The 17355-nt window shown below is 48.4% G+C and carries 16 protein-coding genes; 13 read left to right on the top strand and 3 right to left on the bottom strand.

What is annotated here, in order from left to right; genetic code table 11:
- The first annotated feature begins 5 nt into the window (after positions 1-5).
- Both H0G69_RS09055 and H0G69_RS09050 read left to right on the top strand, forming a co-directional pair.
- Positions 6-1424 (top strand): DASS family sodium-coupled anion symporter, encoded by a 1419-nt coding sequence (locus H0G69_RS09055; protein ID WP_180304746.1) that lies wholly within the window; start codon positions 6-8, stop codon positions 1422-1424.
- Between the two features lie 56 nt (positions 1425-1480).
- Entirely contained in the window at positions 1481-2269 is a 789-nt protein-coding gene (locus tag H0G69_RS09050) for an alpha/beta fold hydrolase (RefSeq protein WP_180304745.1), read from the top strand.
- 35 nt (positions 2270-2304) lie between these two features.
- Here H0G69_RS09050 and H0G69_RS09045 read toward each other — a convergent pair whose 3' ends face one another.
- Positions 2305-3255: a sugar-binding transcriptional regulator gene (locus tag H0G69_RS09045; protein ID WP_180304744.1), complete on the bottom strand. Its 951-nt coding sequence runs from the start codon at positions 3253-3255 to the stop codon at positions 2305-2307.
- A gap of 178 nt (positions 3256-3433) precedes the next feature.
- On the opposite strand from H0G69_RS09045, the gene H0G69_RS09040 reads away from it, so the two are divergent.
- From H0G69_RS09040 to H0G69_RS08990, 11 genes are all read left to right on the top strand, one after another.
- Complete coding sequence (locus tag H0G69_RS09040) at positions 3434-4597, top strand: NAD(P)-dependent malic enzyme (protein ID WP_180304743.1); 1164 nt, start codon at positions 3434-3436, stop codon at positions 4595-4597.
- A gap of 14 nt (positions 4598-4611) precedes the next feature.
- Positions 4612-5673, top strand: coding sequence for a [citrate (pro-3S)-lyase] ligase (gene citC / locus H0G69_RS09035; RefSeq protein ID WP_180304742.1), 1062 nt, complete (start codon positions 4612-4614; stop codon positions 5671-5673).
- Complete coding sequence (gene citD, locus H0G69_RS09030; protein ID WP_006500680.1) at positions 5663-5956, top strand: citrate lyase acyl carrier protein; 294 nt, start codon at positions 5663-5665, stop codon at positions 5954-5956. The genes citC and citD overlap by 11 nt, the downstream gene beginning before the upstream one ends.
- 2 nt (positions 5957-5958) lie before the next feature.
- Entirely contained in the window at positions 5959-6873 is a 915-nt protein-coding gene (gene citE, locus H0G69_RS09025; protein WP_006500679.1) for a citrate (pro-3S)-lyase subunit beta, read from the top strand.
- A complete protein-coding gene (gene citF, locus H0G69_RS09020; RefSeq protein ID WP_006500678.1) occupies positions 6863-8401 on the top strand; it encodes a citrate lyase subunit alpha in 1539 nt (512 codons plus the stop codon). The genes citE and citF overlap by 11 nt, the downstream gene beginning before the upstream one ends.
- 86 nt (positions 8402-8487) lie before the next feature.
- Entirely contained in the window at positions 8488-9372 is an 885-nt protein-coding gene (locus tag H0G69_RS09015) for a triphosphoribosyl-dephospho-CoA synthase (protein WP_006500677.1), read from the top strand.
- The gene (locus H0G69_RS09010; RefSeq protein WP_180304741.1) at positions 9372-10262 is read left to right on the top strand and encodes a LysR family transcriptional regulator; all 891 of its coding nucleotides are present in this window, start codon (positions 9372-9374) and stop codon (positions 10260-10262) included. Before H0G69_RS09015 ends, H0G69_RS09010 begins: the two co-directional genes overlap by 1 nt.
- A gap of 160 nt (positions 10263-10422) precedes the next feature.
- Positions 10423-11793, top strand: a complete 1371-nt coding sequence (locus tag H0G69_RS09005; protein WP_180304740.1) for a threonine/serine exporter family protein — start codon at positions 10423-10425, stop codon at positions 11791-11793.
- A 66-nt stretch (positions 11794-11859) separates the two neighbouring features.
- Positions 11860-12525: a uracil-DNA glycosylase gene (locus H0G69_RS09000; RefSeq protein WP_180304739.1), complete on the top strand. Its 666-nt coding sequence runs from the start codon at positions 11860-11862 to the stop codon at positions 12523-12525.
- Between the two features lie 76 nt (positions 12526-12601).
- The gene (locus H0G69_RS08995) at positions 12602-13588 is read left to right on the top strand and encodes an alpha/beta hydrolase (protein WP_180304738.1); all 987 of its coding nucleotides are present in this window, start codon (positions 12602-12604) and stop codon (positions 13586-13588) included.
- Positions 13589-13624: 36 nt separating this feature from the next.
- Positions 13625-14200 carry a DJ-1 family glyoxalase III gene (locus H0G69_RS08990; RefSeq protein ID WP_180304737.1) on the top strand — a complete coding sequence of 192 codons (576 nt, stop codon included), beginning with the start codon at positions 13625-13627 and terminating at the stop codon, positions 14198-14200.
- 41 nt (positions 14201-14241) lie between these two features.
- On the opposite strand, the gene H0G69_RS08985 is transcribed toward H0G69_RS08990, so the two are convergent.
- Complete coding sequence (locus H0G69_RS08985) at positions 14242-15588, bottom strand: aspartate aminotransferase family protein (protein WP_006500671.1); 1347 nt, start codon at positions 15586-15588, stop codon at positions 14242-14244.
- A 31-nt stretch (positions 15589-15619) separates the two neighbouring features.
- Positions 15620-17053: an APC family permease gene (locus H0G69_RS08980; RefSeq protein WP_039946083.1), complete on the bottom strand. Its 1434-nt coding sequence runs from the start codon at positions 17051-17053 to the stop codon at positions 15620-15622.
- Positions 17054-17355 lie beyond the last annotated feature (302 nt).

Below are 17355 nucleotides of genomic sequence, written 5' to 3'. Positions count from 1 at the left end.
TCACAATGGGTTTAGCAAAAGTTAAGTATAAGGGCTTTATTGCCCCATTAATTATCGGGCTGCTGATCTGGTTCACGGCTCCGGTTCGACCAGCTGGCGTTTCAGTCGCTGCCTGGCATATGATGGCGATCTTTATTGCGACAATTGCCGCCTGCATTACGCAGCCGCTGCCAATTGCTGCCGTAACGCTGATCGGCTTTACTGTCATGGTACTGACCAAGCTGGTACCAATGGACGATGCATTGACGGCCTTCAGCAATTCTTCTTCCTGGCTGATTGCCATGGCCTTTATGTTGGCACGGGGGATCATTAAGACTGGTCTGGGTCACCGGATTGCCCTGTATCTGATCAAAGCCTTTGGTAAAAAGACGCTTGGTCTGGCTTATGCCGTTGGGGGAATCGATCTGATCACGGCGCCAGCTACGCCTTCCAACACGGCCCGTGCCGGTGGGATCGTTTACCCACTGGTTGAATCCTTGGCCAAGACGTTTGGTTCCGAACCAAATGACGATTCACGCAAAAAAATCGGGGCGTTCCTGACGTTCTCTGAATTTAACAGCAACATCATCACTTCGGCTATGTTTATGACGGCCCTGGCACCTAACCTGGTTATCGTTGCCTTGGCTAAGACGATGAAGATTCACATTACCTGGCTGGGTTGGTTTACGGCTAGTGTCGTACCTTGTTTGCTGCTGTTTATCCTGGTGCCATTCGTGATCTACAAGATGTATCCGCCTGAGATCAAAGAAACGCCAAATGCTCGTGAATGGGCTGACAAGAGCCTGCGCGAAATGGGACCAATGAAAGTTTCTGAAAAGATCATGGCAGGCGTCTTCATCTTAACGATCGTTTTGTGGATGATGTCCAACACCTTGGGCATTGAAGCTTCATTCGTTGCTTTCTTGGCAATCTCACTGCTGCTGATCTTTGGGGTGTTGACTACTAAGGATCTGCTGAGTGAAACAGGTGCCTGGAACGTTTTGATTTGGCTTTCAATTCTGGTCTTCATGGCAGGCGAGCTTTCTGAAATGGGTCTGATCAAGTGGCTGTCGAAATCGATTGCTAGCGGTCTGCACGGTATGAACTGGGTTGCAGTGCTGGCAATTCTGATGATCATCTATTTCTACGCTCACTATCTGTTTGCTAGTGCCACGGCGCATGTTACGGCTTTGTACGCACCATTTGTTGGTGTGGCAATCTCAGCCGGTGCTCCAGCTATGCTTGCGGCAATGCTGTTGGCATTCTGTTCGGCAATCATGGCTTCGACTACTCACTATGCCAACGGTCCAGCTTCTATTTTGGCAAGTTCCGGTTATGTTAAGCAGGGTGAATGGTGGCGCATGAGCTTTGTCTTGGGGCTGCTGTATCTGGTAGTCTTCTTGACGGTAGCGCCACTTTGGATGAAAGTTATCGGCATGTGGTAGACATGCAAAAAAGCGATCCGGTTGGGGTCGCTTTTTTTGCATCGAAAGGAAAGATTATGAAATTTATTACATCAGATCACGTACGTCTGGATTATGAGGATGAAGGAACTGGCTATCCGGTTATATTGGTCAGTGGATTGGGAATGTGCAAGGAAATCTGGCGGCCGACCAAGGAATTTTTGCTGCAAAACGGCTATCGGGTGGTTACTTTTGATGCACGCAATCAAGGCGCCTCTGAACATACTTTTAAGGGTGCGCGCATCTCGCGGCATGCAATCGATGTTTATGAATTGCTGCAGAGTCTGTCGATTGAGCATTGCTTAGCAGTGGGGCATTCAATGGGCGCTTCGACGATGTTTGGCTATGTCTCATTGTTTGGCCGTGGTCAGTTGGATGGCCTGATTGATATTGACCAAAGCCCTAAGATGATTAATGACGAGACGTGGCATTATGGCTTTAAGGACCTGACCTGGGATGAATTCCCGGCAGCACTGAAAATGCCGCTTGGCCGCGCTACTGCCGTCAAGATTGACGAGGCTACGGTTAATGCCGTTCGTCAGGCCAATACCCTGCATCCGTATGACCAAAGCGCCAATTTTAATTTTGCGATTGACCATGCCTTCCAGGACTGGCGCGATATCGTTGCTTTGATGCCGGTACCATTTTTGGCGGTTGCTGGTGAAAAGTCGCCATACTTTAATCCTGATTTTCTGCAGGCCATTCAGATCCTAAATGAAAAAGCGCAGACACAGGTTGTTGCCAATGCCGGTCATGCCGTAATGGCAGAACAGCCAGCTGCATTCAACCAGATTTTAGATCGTTTTGCGATGAGCGTTCAGTCATAAAAAAAACGTCGCCTACAGCAGACGACGCATAAAGATCAGTTGTTGTCCAATTCCAGCAGGACTCGGTTGGCTACGGCCTCATTGGTAATAATGTCGGTTAAGAGACTGCCGCGTAAGGCTCCCAGCATGGCGCGGGCCTTAAACTTGCTTTTAACGACGCCAATCCGGCAAGGTACCTCTAAAAGTGCGGCTACGGAGGCACCAAATAGTTTGTCGCTCTTTGGCGTTAGAATCTGACCATCAATGTTGTAGGGGCGACCGTAAAGCATACCGACGATTTCTTGACGATCAACGTTTTCGAAAATTTCGTTAAGACTTTGATGCCAGACCCGAATGCTGTTGACTGAGTCAATCGTGCCAATACCGGTAAAAAGCATGTCCATCTTACCGCACTGTTCAAAGACGTTAGCCATGGCTAGTTCATTTTTAAGCTGTTCTCTGACGGTGTCGTTGAGAATGTAAAGTGGAGCTGGAATGGTCAGGTAACTGGATCCATACTTGGCAGCAGCGCGCTGAACCAATGGCGTTGCACCGATTGCTGAGCTGTACTTGAGATTGTCGCCCATAAACTGGGTAAAGATCAGGTCATCACGGACGTCGGTTTGGAAACGATTGATGATGTTCATCAGCGTTCCGCCCCAGCTGACGCCAACGATTTCGCTGCCTTTAATATGGCGCTGAATCTCCGCCGCGGCAAAGTCGATGATATTTTCGATATCAGCGTTGGTCGTGGCGGCGTCTTTGATGATCATCGTGCTGGTATGCGGAAAGAGCTCCGCAAAACGAGTCTCTAATTCAGTGTTGCGATCGATTGGTGAATTGATGGTGATTCTAACGATGCCAGCCGCGCGTGCCTCATTTAAAGCCTTGGTAATCAGATAACGGCTTAATTGGTATTTTTCCGACAGTTGGGTGATGGTCAGCTGGCTGAGATAATAGTCGCGGGCAATATCAGCCAGTTGACCTTGTTGAGTGATGTCATTCATACAAATGAGCCTTCTTTCTAAAAATCGATATAAGTCCCTTTTAATAATATCAAACTTTTTTAATTTTGAAAAAATATTATAACTGTTTGAAAAAGTTAAAAAGAGAGTGTAAAATTATCAACGAGAGATTTGAAATTTAGATGAGTTTGAGAATTTGATAACCTGAAGGGATGATTAGATGACTTCAGAAGAAGATGCTATTCTTCGCTTGCATCAAGCCCATACCGGGATGTTGGACATTAAATCTGATTTTGACATTGAGGACCGAGCAGACCTGCAAAAGGCTTATACGCCCGGAGTTGCGGTCTTATCGAGAATGATTGCCGAAAAGCCGGAACTCAAAGACAAGTTTACGGTCAGCGGCAAGCTGGTTGCCTTGATTACTGATGGGACGGCCGTACTGGGACTGGGTAACGTCGGCCCGGCTGCCGGTCTGCCGGTTATTGAAGGGAAAGCCTTGCTGTACAAGGATCTGGCCAATATCAACGCCATTCCGCTGGCAGTTGATCAGGTCAGCCCAAAAGAAATCATCAAGACGATCAAAAACATCTCGCTATCGTTTGCTGGCATTCATCTTGAAGACATTGCCGCACCACGCTGTTTTGAAATTGAAAATGCCCTGAGCGAAGAGCTGGACATACCAGTCTATCATGACGATCAAGAAGGCAGTGCCATTGTGGTTTTAGCTGGTTTGATCAACGCTGCCAAGGTCGTTGGCAAAAAGCTGACGGATCTGCGCGTCGTGATCAATGGCGTTGGTGCCTCTGGACTGGCAACGGCGCGCCTGCTGTATGCGGCCGGCATCAAGCACTTAACGCTGGTTGACGTTCACGGCGTTATTACCAGTGAGGATTACCGTGCCAATGATTATCAGCGTGTGTTTGCCGCTAAGCTGGGAACGCCGCAAAATATGGAAAATCAAAATATTCATGATGCCATCAAGGGACAGGATGCCTTTATCGGACTGTCAACCGGTAATGTCATCAATCGTCATGACGTCAAGCAGATGAATGAGCAGCCAATCATCTTTGCTCTGGCAAATCCGCATCAGGAAATCGCGCCTGAAAAAGCTAAGGAAGCCGGAGCAGCCGTAATTGCTACTGGATCCAGCCAATACCCTAATCAGGTCAATAACATTCTGGCTTTTCCCGGACTGTTCAAAGGCTTATTGGCTAGCGGCTTGAAAAAGGTTGACATGGATCTGCAAAAAGCGGTTGCTCAGGCGCTGGCCAGCGTAGTTGCGGAACCGACTGCTGAAAATATCGTTCCCAGCGTCTTTGATGAGCGCGTCGTCCCAACCGTAGCAAAAGCGGTTGTTGATTATGCCAGTCAATCAAAATAAAAAGGAGTCGTCCTATGGAAAATCACATTGTTGATCTGCATCTGAGTGATCGAGCTACCCGGCAGAAATGGCAGCAGTTTTTGGAATCGTTGGGAATTCATAACTTTTCGGATGCTGAGGTCGACAAGATCGATTTTACTCTGGGACTGCTTGATGAACAAGGCCAGTTGGTTGGTACGGGATCAGCTGCCGGCAATGTCTTGAAATACATTGGCGTCTGCAACAAAGAAGCCGTGCCGGGAGCCAGGTTCAATGCTATTGTCAGTGCCTTGACGAATCGACTCTTTCAAGAACATCGCTTTCATTTGTTTGTCTTTACCAAGGCCAGATATTCCGCAAGCTTTCAGCACCTCGGCTTTAAGGAACTGGCTCATTCGGATGTTGCCGCCTTTTTGGAAACCGGCGACCCGAACGTTGATGATTATTTAGCCGCTGTTCCGCGTGTGGACGGACAAGCGACTAAAAAAGTAGCGGGCATCGTTATGAATGCCAACCCCTTTACCAATGGTCATCGCTACTTGGTCGAGCAGGCAGCTAAAGAAAACGATCTGGTCTATGTCTTTGTAGTCAATACGGATCTGTCGCTGTTTAAGACCAGTGAACGATTCGAACTGGTAAAAGCGGGGACGGCTGATCTAAAAAACGTTATTGTCGTTGACGGTGGCGATTATATGGTCAGTTATGCCACTTTCCCAGCCTACTTTTTGGAATCAGCCGACCAGACGATTCGCTACCAGACAACCTTAGATGCCCGCGTCTTTCGCGATACGATCGCACCGGCACTCAATATAAAGACGCGTTATGTTGGCAGCGAGCCGTTATCACGGACGACTGGAATCTATAATCAAGTTTTGCAGCAGGAACTGCCGCCTAAAGTTGCGTTAAAGATTATTGAGCGCAAGACGGCAACTAATGGAAATTATATTACCGCGACCGAGGTACGCAAATGCATCAAGGATGACAATCTCGATGCCATCGTGGGGCTCGTCCCAGCAACGACGCAGAAGTTCGTTGAAGACCATGTTGCGATACTTCAAGAGCGGATCAAGGAAGGAATGAACATCAATGGAAATTAAGGAAACCGCAGTAGCTGGTACCTTGGAATCATCTGATATTCAAATCATGCTGTCCAAGGGTACGGATGGCATTGCGATTGATTTGGAATCAGACGTTGCCAAGCAGTTTGGCACCCAGATCAAGAAGGTCATCACTGAAACGCTGACGGCAATGGGAATTCAAAACGCTAAGGTTAAGGCCGTTGACAAGGGTGCCTTGGATTGTGTAATCAAGGCCCGCACGATTGCCGCTGCGCAACGTGCTGCCAAGACGACTGATGAACCTGCATGGGAGGTATTGTAAGCATGGCTGAAATTAAAGAACGCTTGCGCCGGACGATGATGTTCGTACCTGGCAACAACCCAGCAATGGTTAAGGATGCTGGTATCTATGGTGCCGACTCCATCATGTTCGACTTGGAAGATGCCGTTTCAATGGCTGAAAAAGATGCTGCTCGTGACCTGGTTTACGAAGCTTTGCAAACGCAGGACTATGGCGACGCGGAACTGGTTGTCCGGGTCAATGGTCAAGACACGCCATACTATGCTAATGACGTTCGGGCCATGGTTAAGGCTGGGATCGACGTTGTCCGGCTGCCAAAAGCTGAAGATGCCGAAATGGTTAAGAAGCTGGATGCTGACATCACGGCTGCCGAAAAAGAATTTGGCCGTGAAGAAGGCTCAACGATGTTGATGGCTGCCATTGAAAGCGCCAAGGGGGTTATCAACGCCTACCAAATCGCTTCGGCATCTGATCGAATGATGGGAATTGCGCTGTCTGCCGAAGACTACACGACTGACATGAAGACGCACCGCTACCCAGATGGTGCCGAACTTGAATTTGCCCGCAACATGGTTCTGCATGCTGCCCGGGCGGCTGGTGTAGCTGCCTTTGACACGGTCTTCACCAACATGAACGACACGGAAGGCTTCTACCGTGAAACTGAATACATTCACCAGCTTGGCTTTGACGGCAAGTCGTTGGTTAACCCACGTCAAATTCCAATGGTTAACAAGGTTTACGAACCAACCAAGAAGGAAATCGAAAACGCCAAGAACGTTGAAAATGCCATCAAGGAAGCCAAACTCAAGGGTTCTGGCGTTATTTCCATGAACGGTCAAATGGTCGACCGTCCAGTTGTGCTGCGTGCTGAACGGGTGATGCGCCTGGCTAAGGCATCCAACCTGATTGACGAGGAGGGAAACTACATTGAAAAATAATGTAAATCGCGAACTGCCAGAAGATCTGATGAAGCAGCTCGACTACAAGCCATTTGAAACTACCGAAATCGGCCATCCCGAGGTTCAACGGGTTGCGCCTAAGGTTACTGTAACGACTGGTGACGATAAGGTTGTTGAATCACTGGAAGACGTTGTTAAAAAGACCGTTAAAGACGGCATGACGATTTCTTTCCACCACCACTTCCGTAACGGTGACTTTGTCTTCAATCAAGTAATGGACATCATCTTGAAGCTGGGGATCAAGGACCTGACGCTGGCACCATCCTCGTTGACTGGTGTCATGAATGACAAGGTGATTGAAGCCATCAAGGCCGGTACGATTACCAACATTACCAGTTCAGGGATGCGTGGCTCTTTGGGCGACTTTGTATCTCATGGTGGCTTAAAGAACCCTGTTATCTTCCGTTCGCACGGTAACCGGGCGCGTTCAATCGAAAACGGCAACATCAAGATCGACGTTGCCTTTCTTGGGGTACCAAACTCAGATGCGCTGGGTAACGCTAATGGGATGAATGGTGATGCCGTCTTTGGCTCATTGGGCTATGCTTTGATGGATGCTCAATATGCTGACAAGGTCGTCTTGCTGACTGACAACATTGTCGACTACCCTAACACGCCAGCTTCAATCAAGCAGACGCAGGTTGACTACGTTGTTAAGGTTGACAAGGTGGGTGACCCTGACAAGATCGGTTCTGGAGCTACTCGTTTCACTAAGGACCCTAAGGAATTGAAGATCGCCTCAATGGTAAACGACGTGATCGTCAACTCACCATACTTCAAGGATGGCTTCTCCTTCCAAACTGGTTCTGGTGGTGCAGCCCTGGCCGTTACGCGGTTCCTGCGTCAATCCATGATCGATGCCGGCATCACGGCTTCATTTGCTCTGGGTGGGATTACCTCGCCAACGGTTAAGCTGCTTGAAGAAGGCCTGGTCAAGAAGGTAATGGACGTTCAAGACTTTGACAAGGGTGCGGCTGCTTCCATGAAGAACAACCAAAACCAACAAGAAATTGATGCTTCCTGGTATGCTGATCCTGACAACAAGGGGGCCATGGTTGACCAGCTTGACGTTGCCATTTTATCTGCTCTGGAAATCGACACCAACTTCAACGTTAACGTTATGACGGGTTCTGATGGCGTGATTCGTGGGGCGATTGGTGGTCACCAGGATGCTGCTACCTCTAAGCTGACGATTATTTCGGCTCCATTGGTTCGTGGTCGGATTGCTACGGTTGTTCCAGATGTAACGACGGTAGTTACGCCAGGCGAATCCGTTGACGTACTGGTTACTGAATACGGGATTGCCATCAACCCTCGTCGCAAGGACCTGCAGGATGCCCTGAGCAATGTTCCTGGTCTGCCAGTCTACGATATTCATGATCTGCAAAAGCTGGCTGAATCCAAGGTTGGCAAGCCAGAACCACTGCAGTTTACTGATCGGACGGTGGCACTGGTTGAATACCGTGATGGAACGATTATTGACACGATCAAGCAGGTTAAGGACTAATTAGTCTAAACTGATTAAAATTTTAAAAACCGCGGCTGGCATTTAAAATCAGTCGCGGTTTTTTACCAAAATTGAGGATATGATTTATGGAACAGACAAGCGCTAAGCTGGTTAATGATGCAATTAGAGCAATGATTTATGAAGTCTCCGTCAACCCCAAGCCTGGACTGGTGGATCCGGTATCTTCTGGCCCACACCCTGATATGGATGTATTCTTATTTATTGACAGTGCCCTTAGTTTGCATCATTATTTTGAACAAAGCGTTGATTTGGGAATGAATTTTACAGCGACTGATCTGACGCTTATGTTTAAAAAACTGCGAACTTTTGGGATTGAAGCCGAAAAGACGATGTTTAAGGCAACCAATGGCGTTAATACGCATAAGGGTGCGGTTTTTTCGCTCGGTGTCCTGACGTGTGCCGAAGCTTACCGCATCAAGCATCCCCAGTTGGATCTGACCACGATCGTTAAACGGATGCTTAAAGGATTGACAGCCAGTGATTACGATATTGAAAAGCTGCATGCCAAGCCCGTTGAACAGCTGACGGCCGGTGAAAAAGAATTTCTGCGTTATGGCATCAAAGGTATTCGTGGTGAGGCTGAGGCTGGCTATCCAACCGTCATGCAGATTGGCGTGCCAGCACTGAAAAAAAGCCAGGGAACAACGATGCAGCGCTTGTTGGATACGTTTATGCATATCGTCGCGCAGACTGAGGACACCAATCTGATCAAACGGGCTGGTCGTCATGACGTTGTTGAAGAGGCTCATCAACAGGCAAAAAGATATTTAGAGCTGGGCGGCACGCAGACGCAGGCCGGCCGCGACTATCTGGCACGGCTCAATCAAGAATATCTGCTCAACAACTACAGTCTGGGCGGTTCGGCCGATCTGCTGATATTAACGATTTTTATTGGTCTGCGTCAAGGAATCTTACGGCCAGAAGCCATGCAATCTGAAGGGATGATTTGATGAATACGCGGGATCTGCAGTATTTTCAAGCATTGGTCAAGTATAAAAACTACACGCGCGTCGCCAAGGAATTCGGCGTCTCGCAGCCAACCGTTACTCAGGCAATCAAACGATTAGAAAAAGAATTTGATGCTCAATTAGTCTATACGGATCGTGCTCACCGGCAAAACATGATTACGCGCAGCGGTCAGCTTTTGGCGGCCAGTGCTAAGGCTATCAATGAACAGATCTCGCTGGCCCATCATTCGATCGATCTGGTTCAAGAACGGCAGATTCGCTTTGGCCTGCCGCCGATTATCGGCAAGCTTTTGGTAGCCAAGATTGCCAAGAAAGTACCGGGATCCATCATGCGGCGCGTTCGGATCTGTGAAGCCGGCTCCCAGGAACTGCTGTCCAAGCTGCTTAAAGGTGAGATTGACGTTGCCATGCTGGGGTCAGTGGCACCGCTGGATGAAGAAAAGGTCTATGTACAGCTCCTAACCAAACGTCCATACAGTATTATGGTCAGTGCCAAAAGTCCCTTGGCACAGCGAAAAAAGATCAGTTTTAAGGAACTGGCCAATCAGCATTTCATTACCTATGACAAGCAGTACGTTCATGTGGCCGCAATGCGTTCCTACTTTGCCTATGCGCATATCAAGCCAACTGTAGCCGTCTACAAGGTACCTGATATTTCATGGGTTAAGGAATTGGTCAGAGAAAACGTGGGGATTGCCTTAATGGTCCGGGATGCCGCTAAAAATGAGACGGGCATCGTGCCCTTGGAGATTGACGACCCATTGCCAGAATGGTTCTATATCTCACTGGCAATTCGCAATGGCTACGTCCTTAGTGATGAAGAGCAGCACTTTGTAAAACTGTTGGGCCAAGTTGCTAAAGAAGACGAATAGTAAAGCTGAATGAGGCTTGGTATCTGAAATCGGATACTAGGCCTTTTTGCATGACTTGTGACCATTAAAATAATTTTTTCGTTCAGGCAGCTCTGATCGTTTTATAATGATAAGAAGTTTGACAATTTTTAAAAAGTCAGATTAAGGAGCGATTTGAACAATGAGAAAACTGCCGATCGAACAAGGCCAGCCCAAAAGCGATAATGAGGATCTCAGCAACTATCGTCATCATATGGCGATTCACTGGCATGACTTCTACAGCAGCGACAATGTAACCCCCGCCCAAAAAGCCAATCTGGTTGAGCGTTCGACAATTGTTGGGCGCATTGGCATCATGATGCTGGCTTGTGGCACGGGAGCCTGGCGAGTACGCGACTCGATGAACGTGGTCTCTCAAAAGCTCAATATGACCTGTTCGGCTGATATTGGTCTGGTTTCAATCGAATATACCTGTATGGACGCCAATAACAGCTATACCCAGGCGTTATCGCTGCCTAATACTGGAGTCAATACGACTAAGCTGAATGCGTTGGAAAGCTTTGTCAAGGAGTTTGACCAACGAGGTGATCACTGGACCGTTGGCGAGATTCACAAACGCTTGGACGTCATACACCGGATGAAAGGCAACTATTCACCGCTGCAGGTTGGTCTGGCGGCTGCTTTAGCCTGCAGTGCCTTTGTCTTTTTGCTGGGCGGTGGACCAATTGAAATGATCTGTTCATTTTTTGGCGCTGGTATTGGCAATTATGTCCGGCGCAAGATGATTGACCGTAAGCTGACGCTGTTTGCCTGTCTTGCGACTTCGGTAGCCGTGGCCTGTGTAATCTATGTGATGGCCCTAAGGCTTTTAAACATGGGAATTTCGCTTAATCCGCGTCATGAAGCCGGCTATATTGGGGCCATGCTGTTTGTGATTCCTGGTTTTCCATTCATTACCAGCGGCTTGGATCTTTCTAAGCTTGACATGCGTTCTGGTTTGGAAAGACTGGCCTATGCTGTGATGATCATTATCGTGGCTACCTTAGTCGGTTGGCTGGTTGCCATGCTGGTGCATCTCAAGCCGGAAAACTTTGAACCCTTGGCACTTTCGCCACTGATGCTCTTTTTACTGCGGCTGCCGGCCAGCTTTTGCGGAGTTTTCGGCTTTTCGATCATGTTTAATTCCACGCCTAAAATGGCGGCCACAGCAGGTGTAATTGGCGCAATTGCCAATACGCTGCGGCTCGAACTGGTTGACTATAACGTAATGCCGGCAGGTGCGGCCGCGTTCTTAGGGGCGTTGACGGCGGGAATCCTGGCCTCGTTTGTTCGTGATCGGCTTGGCTATCCGCGAATTTCTTTAACGGTACCGGCAATCGTGATCATGGTGCCTGGACTTTACCTTTATCGGGCCATGTATAATATGGGGCTCACGTCGATCAGCGTTGGTGCCTTATGGATTACCAAAGCACTTTTGATTATCGTTTTCTTACCGCTGGGGCTGATCGCAGCACGGATTTTGGGTGATCCAAAGTGGCGTCATACCAGTTAGTAATACCAAAGATTTCTGTTATTATAATTGATAACCGAAATCTTTTTTATTTATGAAGGTGAAAGCATGCTTATTGAGTATCCGCCGTCACTGCTGCAGCAGGCTGAGGATTCATTAAAAGGTCATCATCTAACCGGATTTGTAGCCGGGCAGGGTCCCAAACATCCTAAGATTATGCTGATTGGCGAGGCGCCTGGAAGAGAGGAAGCCAAAACCGGCGTACCGTTCGTTGGTGCCTCTGGTAAAGAATTGATGAAGCTGATTGAAGAATATCTTCACATGACCAGAGAAGACGTCTATATTACCAGCGTGGTCAGAAGACGGCCTTATTCAATCAAACGGGTCAAAGATAAGAAAACCGGTGCAATCGTTGAAAAAACGCCCAATCGAACCCCAACCAAGGCTGAGGTCTATGCCTATGCGCGTCTGTTTGACTGGGAGCTGGACCAAGTGAGACCAAAGATTTTAATGCCGCTGGGAAACACCAGCCTGCAGCGCTTATTAGGGCCAAGTGCGAAAATTGGCAGTCTGCATGGTCAGATCCTGCATTGCTCGATTCAAAGAGCAGCCAGTGATCATCAAGGCTATGTCATGAGCGATCAGAGCTATACGGTGATTCCAATGTATCATCCCGCGGCCTTTTTATATGCACGCAAGCTGGAGCCGATCGTTCGCCATGATTGGGAAGTAATTGCGCAAAAGCTAGATCAGTTGGAAACCGATAAAATTTAAAGAAATCAAGTAAAAGCTAGCGGCTGATTCGTGATAGGATTAAAGGCAAAGACAATAAGAAAGTGAATTTCAGTCTATGGATAGAAAAAATTTTGATCATCATATTTTAGCCGCGATGGCCGATAACCTGGGCAACAGCCTGCGCGAAATGGCACGTTGCGGACATTCGCGATCCAAAAGGGCAACCTTAACCGAGATGAGTATTCAGCTGTCAGGCTTCAAGCAGACTTTGGCTGATCCTCAAAAACGTCAGGAGCTGGTGACAAGCTGCCGGCGAGCCAATCGAGAGCCTTTAAAGATCCCAGCCGACGTTCAATTCAGCGTTCCCGTGAAACTGGTGACAGCGCCTTATCCACTGATTTGGCTCAATCAGAATGCTCAAGCACGCAATCTGATCGTTTATCTTGCCGGGGGTGCGTTTGTTCAGCGGCCGTTAAAAGAACACTGGCAGTTTTTGAATCGTTTGGCAAAAGCAGCTGATGCCGAGATCGTGGTACCTGATTACCCATTGGCACCTGATCATGACTTTAAGGATGCCTATCAAGAGCTGCTTGGTCTTTATAAATGGCTGTATGATCAGCGGCCAGTCAGCAGCATTATCTTAATGGGCGACTCATCGGGAGCAGGACTGGCAGCTGGTTTCTGTGAAAATCTGGCACAGCAGGGGTTGCCGCAACCAGGTCGGTTGGTGCTGATTTCACCATGGCTGGATCTGCAGCTGGGAAACCCATTGATCAAAAAGTACGCGGCCAAGGATCGCCTGCTTGATCAAGAAGGTTTACGGGCGTTAGGAAAGCTGTGGGCTGGGCAGACCGATCCCCGCGATGCACGTCTCAGTCCTCTGTATGGCCCCGTGGATCAGCTGCGCAACGTTACGATCTACATTGGCACGCATGAGATCATGTATCCAGACGCCATTCACTTTACGCGGCGGCTAAAGGCAGCTGGCGTCAACACTAATACCGTGATTGGGCGTGGGATGTTTCATTCCTATCCATTGTATCCAATTCCAGAATCAGAGCACGTGATTATGGAGATGGCTCATGATTTTGATCAACAATAGGCTTATTTGGACTATCATAACTATGAGGTGATAAAAATGACAAAGACGGCAGCAGTAGTTTTTGCAGATGGCTGTGAAGAGATTGAAGGCTTAACGGTAGTCGACGTTTTGCGCCGTATGGGGGTAAAATGCGATATCGTAGGCGTCTTAGGATCGGAAATTCACGGAGCTCATCAGATTGATTTCAAAGCTGACAAGCTAATCAGTGATCAACTGTTGAATTATGATATCGTGGCCTTTCCTGGCGGGTATGGCAATGCGCAGACCTTACGCGATAATGACCAGTTGATGGCAATCATGCAGAAGCGTCAGTCGCTTGGCAAATGGTGTGCGGCAATGTGCGCAGCGCCGATTGCACTGGCACGCTATGGATTGCTGGATGGTCATGACTATACCTGCTATCCGGGAATTGAAAAAGAAACGCAGCAGTTGGCACCAAACGGTCATTTTAAAGAAGAACTTACGGTTACTGATCAAGCAGGCCACCTGGTTACCAGTCGTGGTCCGGCAACGGCATGGGCCTATGCATTTGCAATTGCTGAGGCACTGGGACTTGATACCAAGACAATTAAGCAGGATACGCTGTACGACTACCTTAAAGAAAACATCTAACAAAAAAGATCCGGAGATTAATTCTCCGGATCTTTTTATTATTACCAGCCCATTTCAGCAGCCTTAGCCGGCAGCGTCAGCTTACCAGCAGCAAGTTCACTGAAGGCTTGATCAATCATCGTAAAGGCCTGATCAAGCTGGGCCTCGGTAATTACCAAAGGCGGCTGGAAGCGCAGAATATTGCCGCGCAGACTGATGATGATCGCACCCAGTTCAAAGATTCGATACATCAATTTAACTGTGGCATTAGTGTCGCCTTGACCAGTTGCCGGATCAATGATATCGATCCCACCGTCAAGACCATACATCCGCACATCGCCAATGAAGTCGAATTTTTCTTTTTCGGCCTCAAAGAATGCCTTGGCTTTTTGCCCCAGCTTAGCTGAGCGTTCCAACAGATGCTCTTCTTCAAAAACATCCAGCGTTGCGTTGGCAGCTGCCGTCGTAACTGGATTGCCGGCCGTCGTAAACAGATGCGCTGGCGCACCAAGCGATTCCATGATTTCTTTGCGCCCAACCACGGCACTTAAAGGCAGGCCGGATGCCAGCGACTTGCCGACTGACATCAGATCAGGCTCAATTCCGTCAAAGTTTTGAATCGACCACCATTTGCCGGTACGGCCCATGCCTTGGTTGATTTCATCAACCGCGAACAAGATGCCATGAGCCTTGGCAAAGTCATAGACCTTCTTCATAAAGGCAGGAGGTGTCTTGCAGATCCCACCGTCGCCTTGAATGGCTTCCATCAAGATAACCGCGGTTTCTTCAGCCGGCAGGTAGGTTTCAAATGGCCGCATGAACTCACGGAAGAAACGGTCAACGAAATGTTCTTCGCTTTCGTCGGGCTCGCGTTCCCAAGGAGAAGGGAAGGGAACCTTGACAACGCCCGGCAGCAGCGGCGCCATTTTGCGGCTCATGTTCATGCTGATGCTGGAAAGCGACATTGAGCCATAGGTAGACCCATGATAGGCACCAGTAAAGGCCACCAGATACTGACGGCCAGTATAGGCACGTGCAAACTTGATGATGGCATCGTTGGCATCGGAGCCGGACAGTCCCCATGAAACCTCAACCGGACCGCTCATTGGTGCCAGTTTTGCCAGACGTGGTGCCAGACGGGCTTCTTGAGTATTAGCGAAGTAGGCTGGCGTATACTGGATCAGCTTGGCCGCTTGATCCTGAATTGCCTTAACGACTTTAGGGTGGGCATGACCGGTATTGGTTGAACTGGCACTGGCCAAAAGATCAATATAGTCATTGCCGTCAGCATCGGTGATCACCGCGCCCTTGCCATGATCGATAACGATATCGTAATAGTTGATCCGGCCAGAAGAAGCAAACGCTTTGGCTTCTTCTTCCAACAGATGCTTGTTGTTACTGTCTGTCATTTTGACAGCCGCCCCCTTTTAAAGCTTACAACTAGTCCTTTTCCGTCTTGTTTAAGTAAGAATGACGAACGCCATAAGTAAAGTAGATTACCAGACCAAGCAAGAACCATACACCGGCATAGATCTTGGCATCAATGTCAAGTCCCCAGAACACGAACAGAGAAGCCAAGAAGGCCAAACATGGCATTACAGGGTAGAATGGCATCTTAAAGGCTGGCGTTGGAATATCTTTACCTTCACGAGGGCGCAATGCATAGATCCCTAATGAAACAAACATAAAGGCGATCAGCGTCCCCGCAGAGATCAACTGTGATAAGAATGCGAATGGGAACATGGCACCAATCAGGATGGCAATGATTGCCAAGGTCCAAAGAGCATGGTTGGGACGGTTCTTTTCATCCAGCGTCCCCAAGAACTTAGGCAGCATGCCGTCACGACCGAATGAGTAGATCAAACGAGAACCGGCCATGGTCATCCCAATCAAAGCAGTGAACATCCCGACAACGGCAACGATTTGGACAACCGAAGCAACGACTGGGTGACCAATTGAACGCAGAGCCAGACCAACTGGTTCAGCAGAGTTGGCGTACTTTTGGTAAGGCAAAACCCCAACCAGAACCAAGGCTACGGCAACGAACAGAACCACGGCAATTGCCAGTGAGCCCAAGATCCCGCGTGGCATCGTCTTGCCAGGGTTGATGGCTTCGGCAGAGTTGGCGGCAATGGAGTCAAATCCGATGTAGGAAAGGAAGATCATCGAAACCCCAGCATAGATACCTTGCCAGCCACCAAAAGCACCATTAGAAGTCATCCGGTACTTAGGAATAAATGGAACGAAATTACTGTGCTTAACTGCAGTTGCACCAACGACGATGAACAGCAGAATTGCCAGCACCTTCAGCGTAACCAGTACGTTTTCAACACGGGCAGCATCCTTAACCCCTTGAGAAACCAGGATGGCAACCAATGCGATCACAATCAAAGAGATCAAGTCAACGACCCCGCCACTGGTACCAAAAGCATTGGAAAGTGAAGCCGGCAGCTTGATACCGATGTTGGCAAGCAGTGGCCGCAGGTTGGCAGAAAGACCAGAGCCGACAAAGGCCAAGGCAATAAAGTATTCAGCCAGCAGTGCCCAACCGGCAATCCAGCCGAAGAATTCGCCGAATACGACGGTGATCCATGAATAGGCCGAACCAGCAAATGGCATGGCAGCCGACATTTCAGCATAAGCGAAGGCAACCAGACCAGCAACGACGGCCGCGATCACAAACGAGATGGCAACGGCTGGACCGGTATGCATGGCAGCAACCTCACCAGGTAAAGTAAAGATCGAAGTGGACACAATCGTCCCAACCCCTAAGGCCAAAAAGTCCCGTACGCGTAATGAGCGAATAAGGTGACTGTCCTTATCTTGGTAGACACTGGGGTCTTCTTTTCGAGTGATAGTTTTCCAAAATCCCATAAATCTTCCTCCTGAACTAAGTGAGACAATCCTAATTCTGCAAAAAGTTCCAATATGATTGCAACGCATCCAGACTTGGCGGGAAAAACCAAGCGATAAATAATTATATTTAAATTAGAATTCTCTAATGTTTTAAATTATAACTATAATTTAAACAGCTTGCAAGAACTTTTTGTGCATTCTAACAATCTGCCTAAAACGTGTAAGCGTAAACTTATCAAGTGTGACGCGCTGAATTAAGTTTAGCAATGTTTGATTAAAAATTAATTTTTTTAATTCTTATCAAAGAACTGCCCCCAAAT

This window comes from Limosilactobacillus mucosae, from assembly GCF_013423865.1.
GTDB classification, from domain to species: domain Bacteria; phylum Bacillota; class Bacilli; order Lactobacillales; family Lactobacillaceae; genus Limosilactobacillus; species Limosilactobacillus mucosae.
The sequence above is the reverse complement of the archived record's forward strand: the minus strand, read 5'-3'. Positions and strand labels throughout refer to the sequence as shown.

What these genes read in the sequence shown, in the direction of transcription:
- H0G69_RS09050 (WP_180304745.1), top strand. Translation starts at nt 1,481, where the DNA reads ATGAAATTTATTACATCAGATCACGTACGTCTGGATTATGAGGATGAA.
- H0G69_RS09015 (WP_006500677.1), top strand. Translation starts at nt 8,488, where the DNA reads ATGGAACAGACAAGCGCTAAGCTGGTTAATGATGCAATTAGAGCAATG.
- H0G69_RS09045 (WP_180304744.1), bottom strand. Translation starts at nt 3,255, where the DNA reads ATGAATGACATCACTCAACAAGGTCAACTGGCTGATATTGCCCGCGAC.
- H0G69_RS08985 (WP_006500671.1), bottom strand. Translation starts at nt 15,588, where the DNA reads ATGACAGACAGTAACAACAAGCATCTGTTGGAAGAAGAAGCCAAAGCG.
- H0G69_RS08990 (WP_180304737.1), top strand. Translation starts at nt 13,625, where the DNA reads ATGACAAAGACGGCAGCAGTAGTTTTTGCAGATGGCTGTGAAGAGATT.
- citC (WP_180304742.1), top strand. Translation starts at nt 4,612, where the DNA reads ATGGAAAATCACATTGTTGATCTGCATCTGAGTGATCGAGCTACCCGG.
- H0G69_RS08980 (WP_039946083.1), bottom strand. Translation starts at nt 17,053, where the DNA reads ATGGGATTTTGGAAAACTATCACTCGAAAAGAAGACCCCAGTGTCTAC.
- H0G69_RS09040 (WP_180304743.1), top strand. Translation starts at nt 3,434, where the DNA reads ATGACTTCAGAAGAAGATGCTATTCTTCGCTTGCATCAAGCCCATACC.
- H0G69_RS09055 (WP_180304746.1), top strand. Translation starts at nt 6, where the DNA reads ATGGGTTTAGCAAAAGTTAAGTATAAGGGCTTTATTGCCCCATTAATT.
- H0G69_RS08995 (WP_180304738.1), top strand. Translation starts at nt 12,602, where the DNA reads ATGGATAGAAAAAATTTTGATCATCATATTTTAGCCGCGATGGCCGAT.
- citE (WP_006500679.1), top strand. Translation starts at nt 5,959, where the DNA reads ATGGCTGAAATTAAAGAACGCTTGCGCCGGACGATGATGTTCGTACCT.
- H0G69_RS09000 (WP_180304739.1), top strand. Translation starts at nt 11,860, where the DNA reads ATGCTTATTGAGTATCCGCCGTCACTGCTGCAGCAGGCTGAGGATTCA.
- H0G69_RS09005 (WP_180304740.1), top strand. Translation starts at nt 10,423, where the DNA reads ATGAGAAAACTGCCGATCGAACAAGGCCAGCCCAAAAGCGATAATGAG.
- H0G69_RS09010 (WP_180304741.1), top strand. Translation starts at nt 9,372, where the DNA reads ATGAATACGCGGGATCTGCAGTATTTTCAAGCATTGGTCAAGTATAAA.
- citD (WP_006500680.1), top strand. Translation starts at nt 5,663, where the DNA reads ATGGAAATTAAGGAAACCGCAGTAGCTGGTACCTTGGAATCATCTGAT.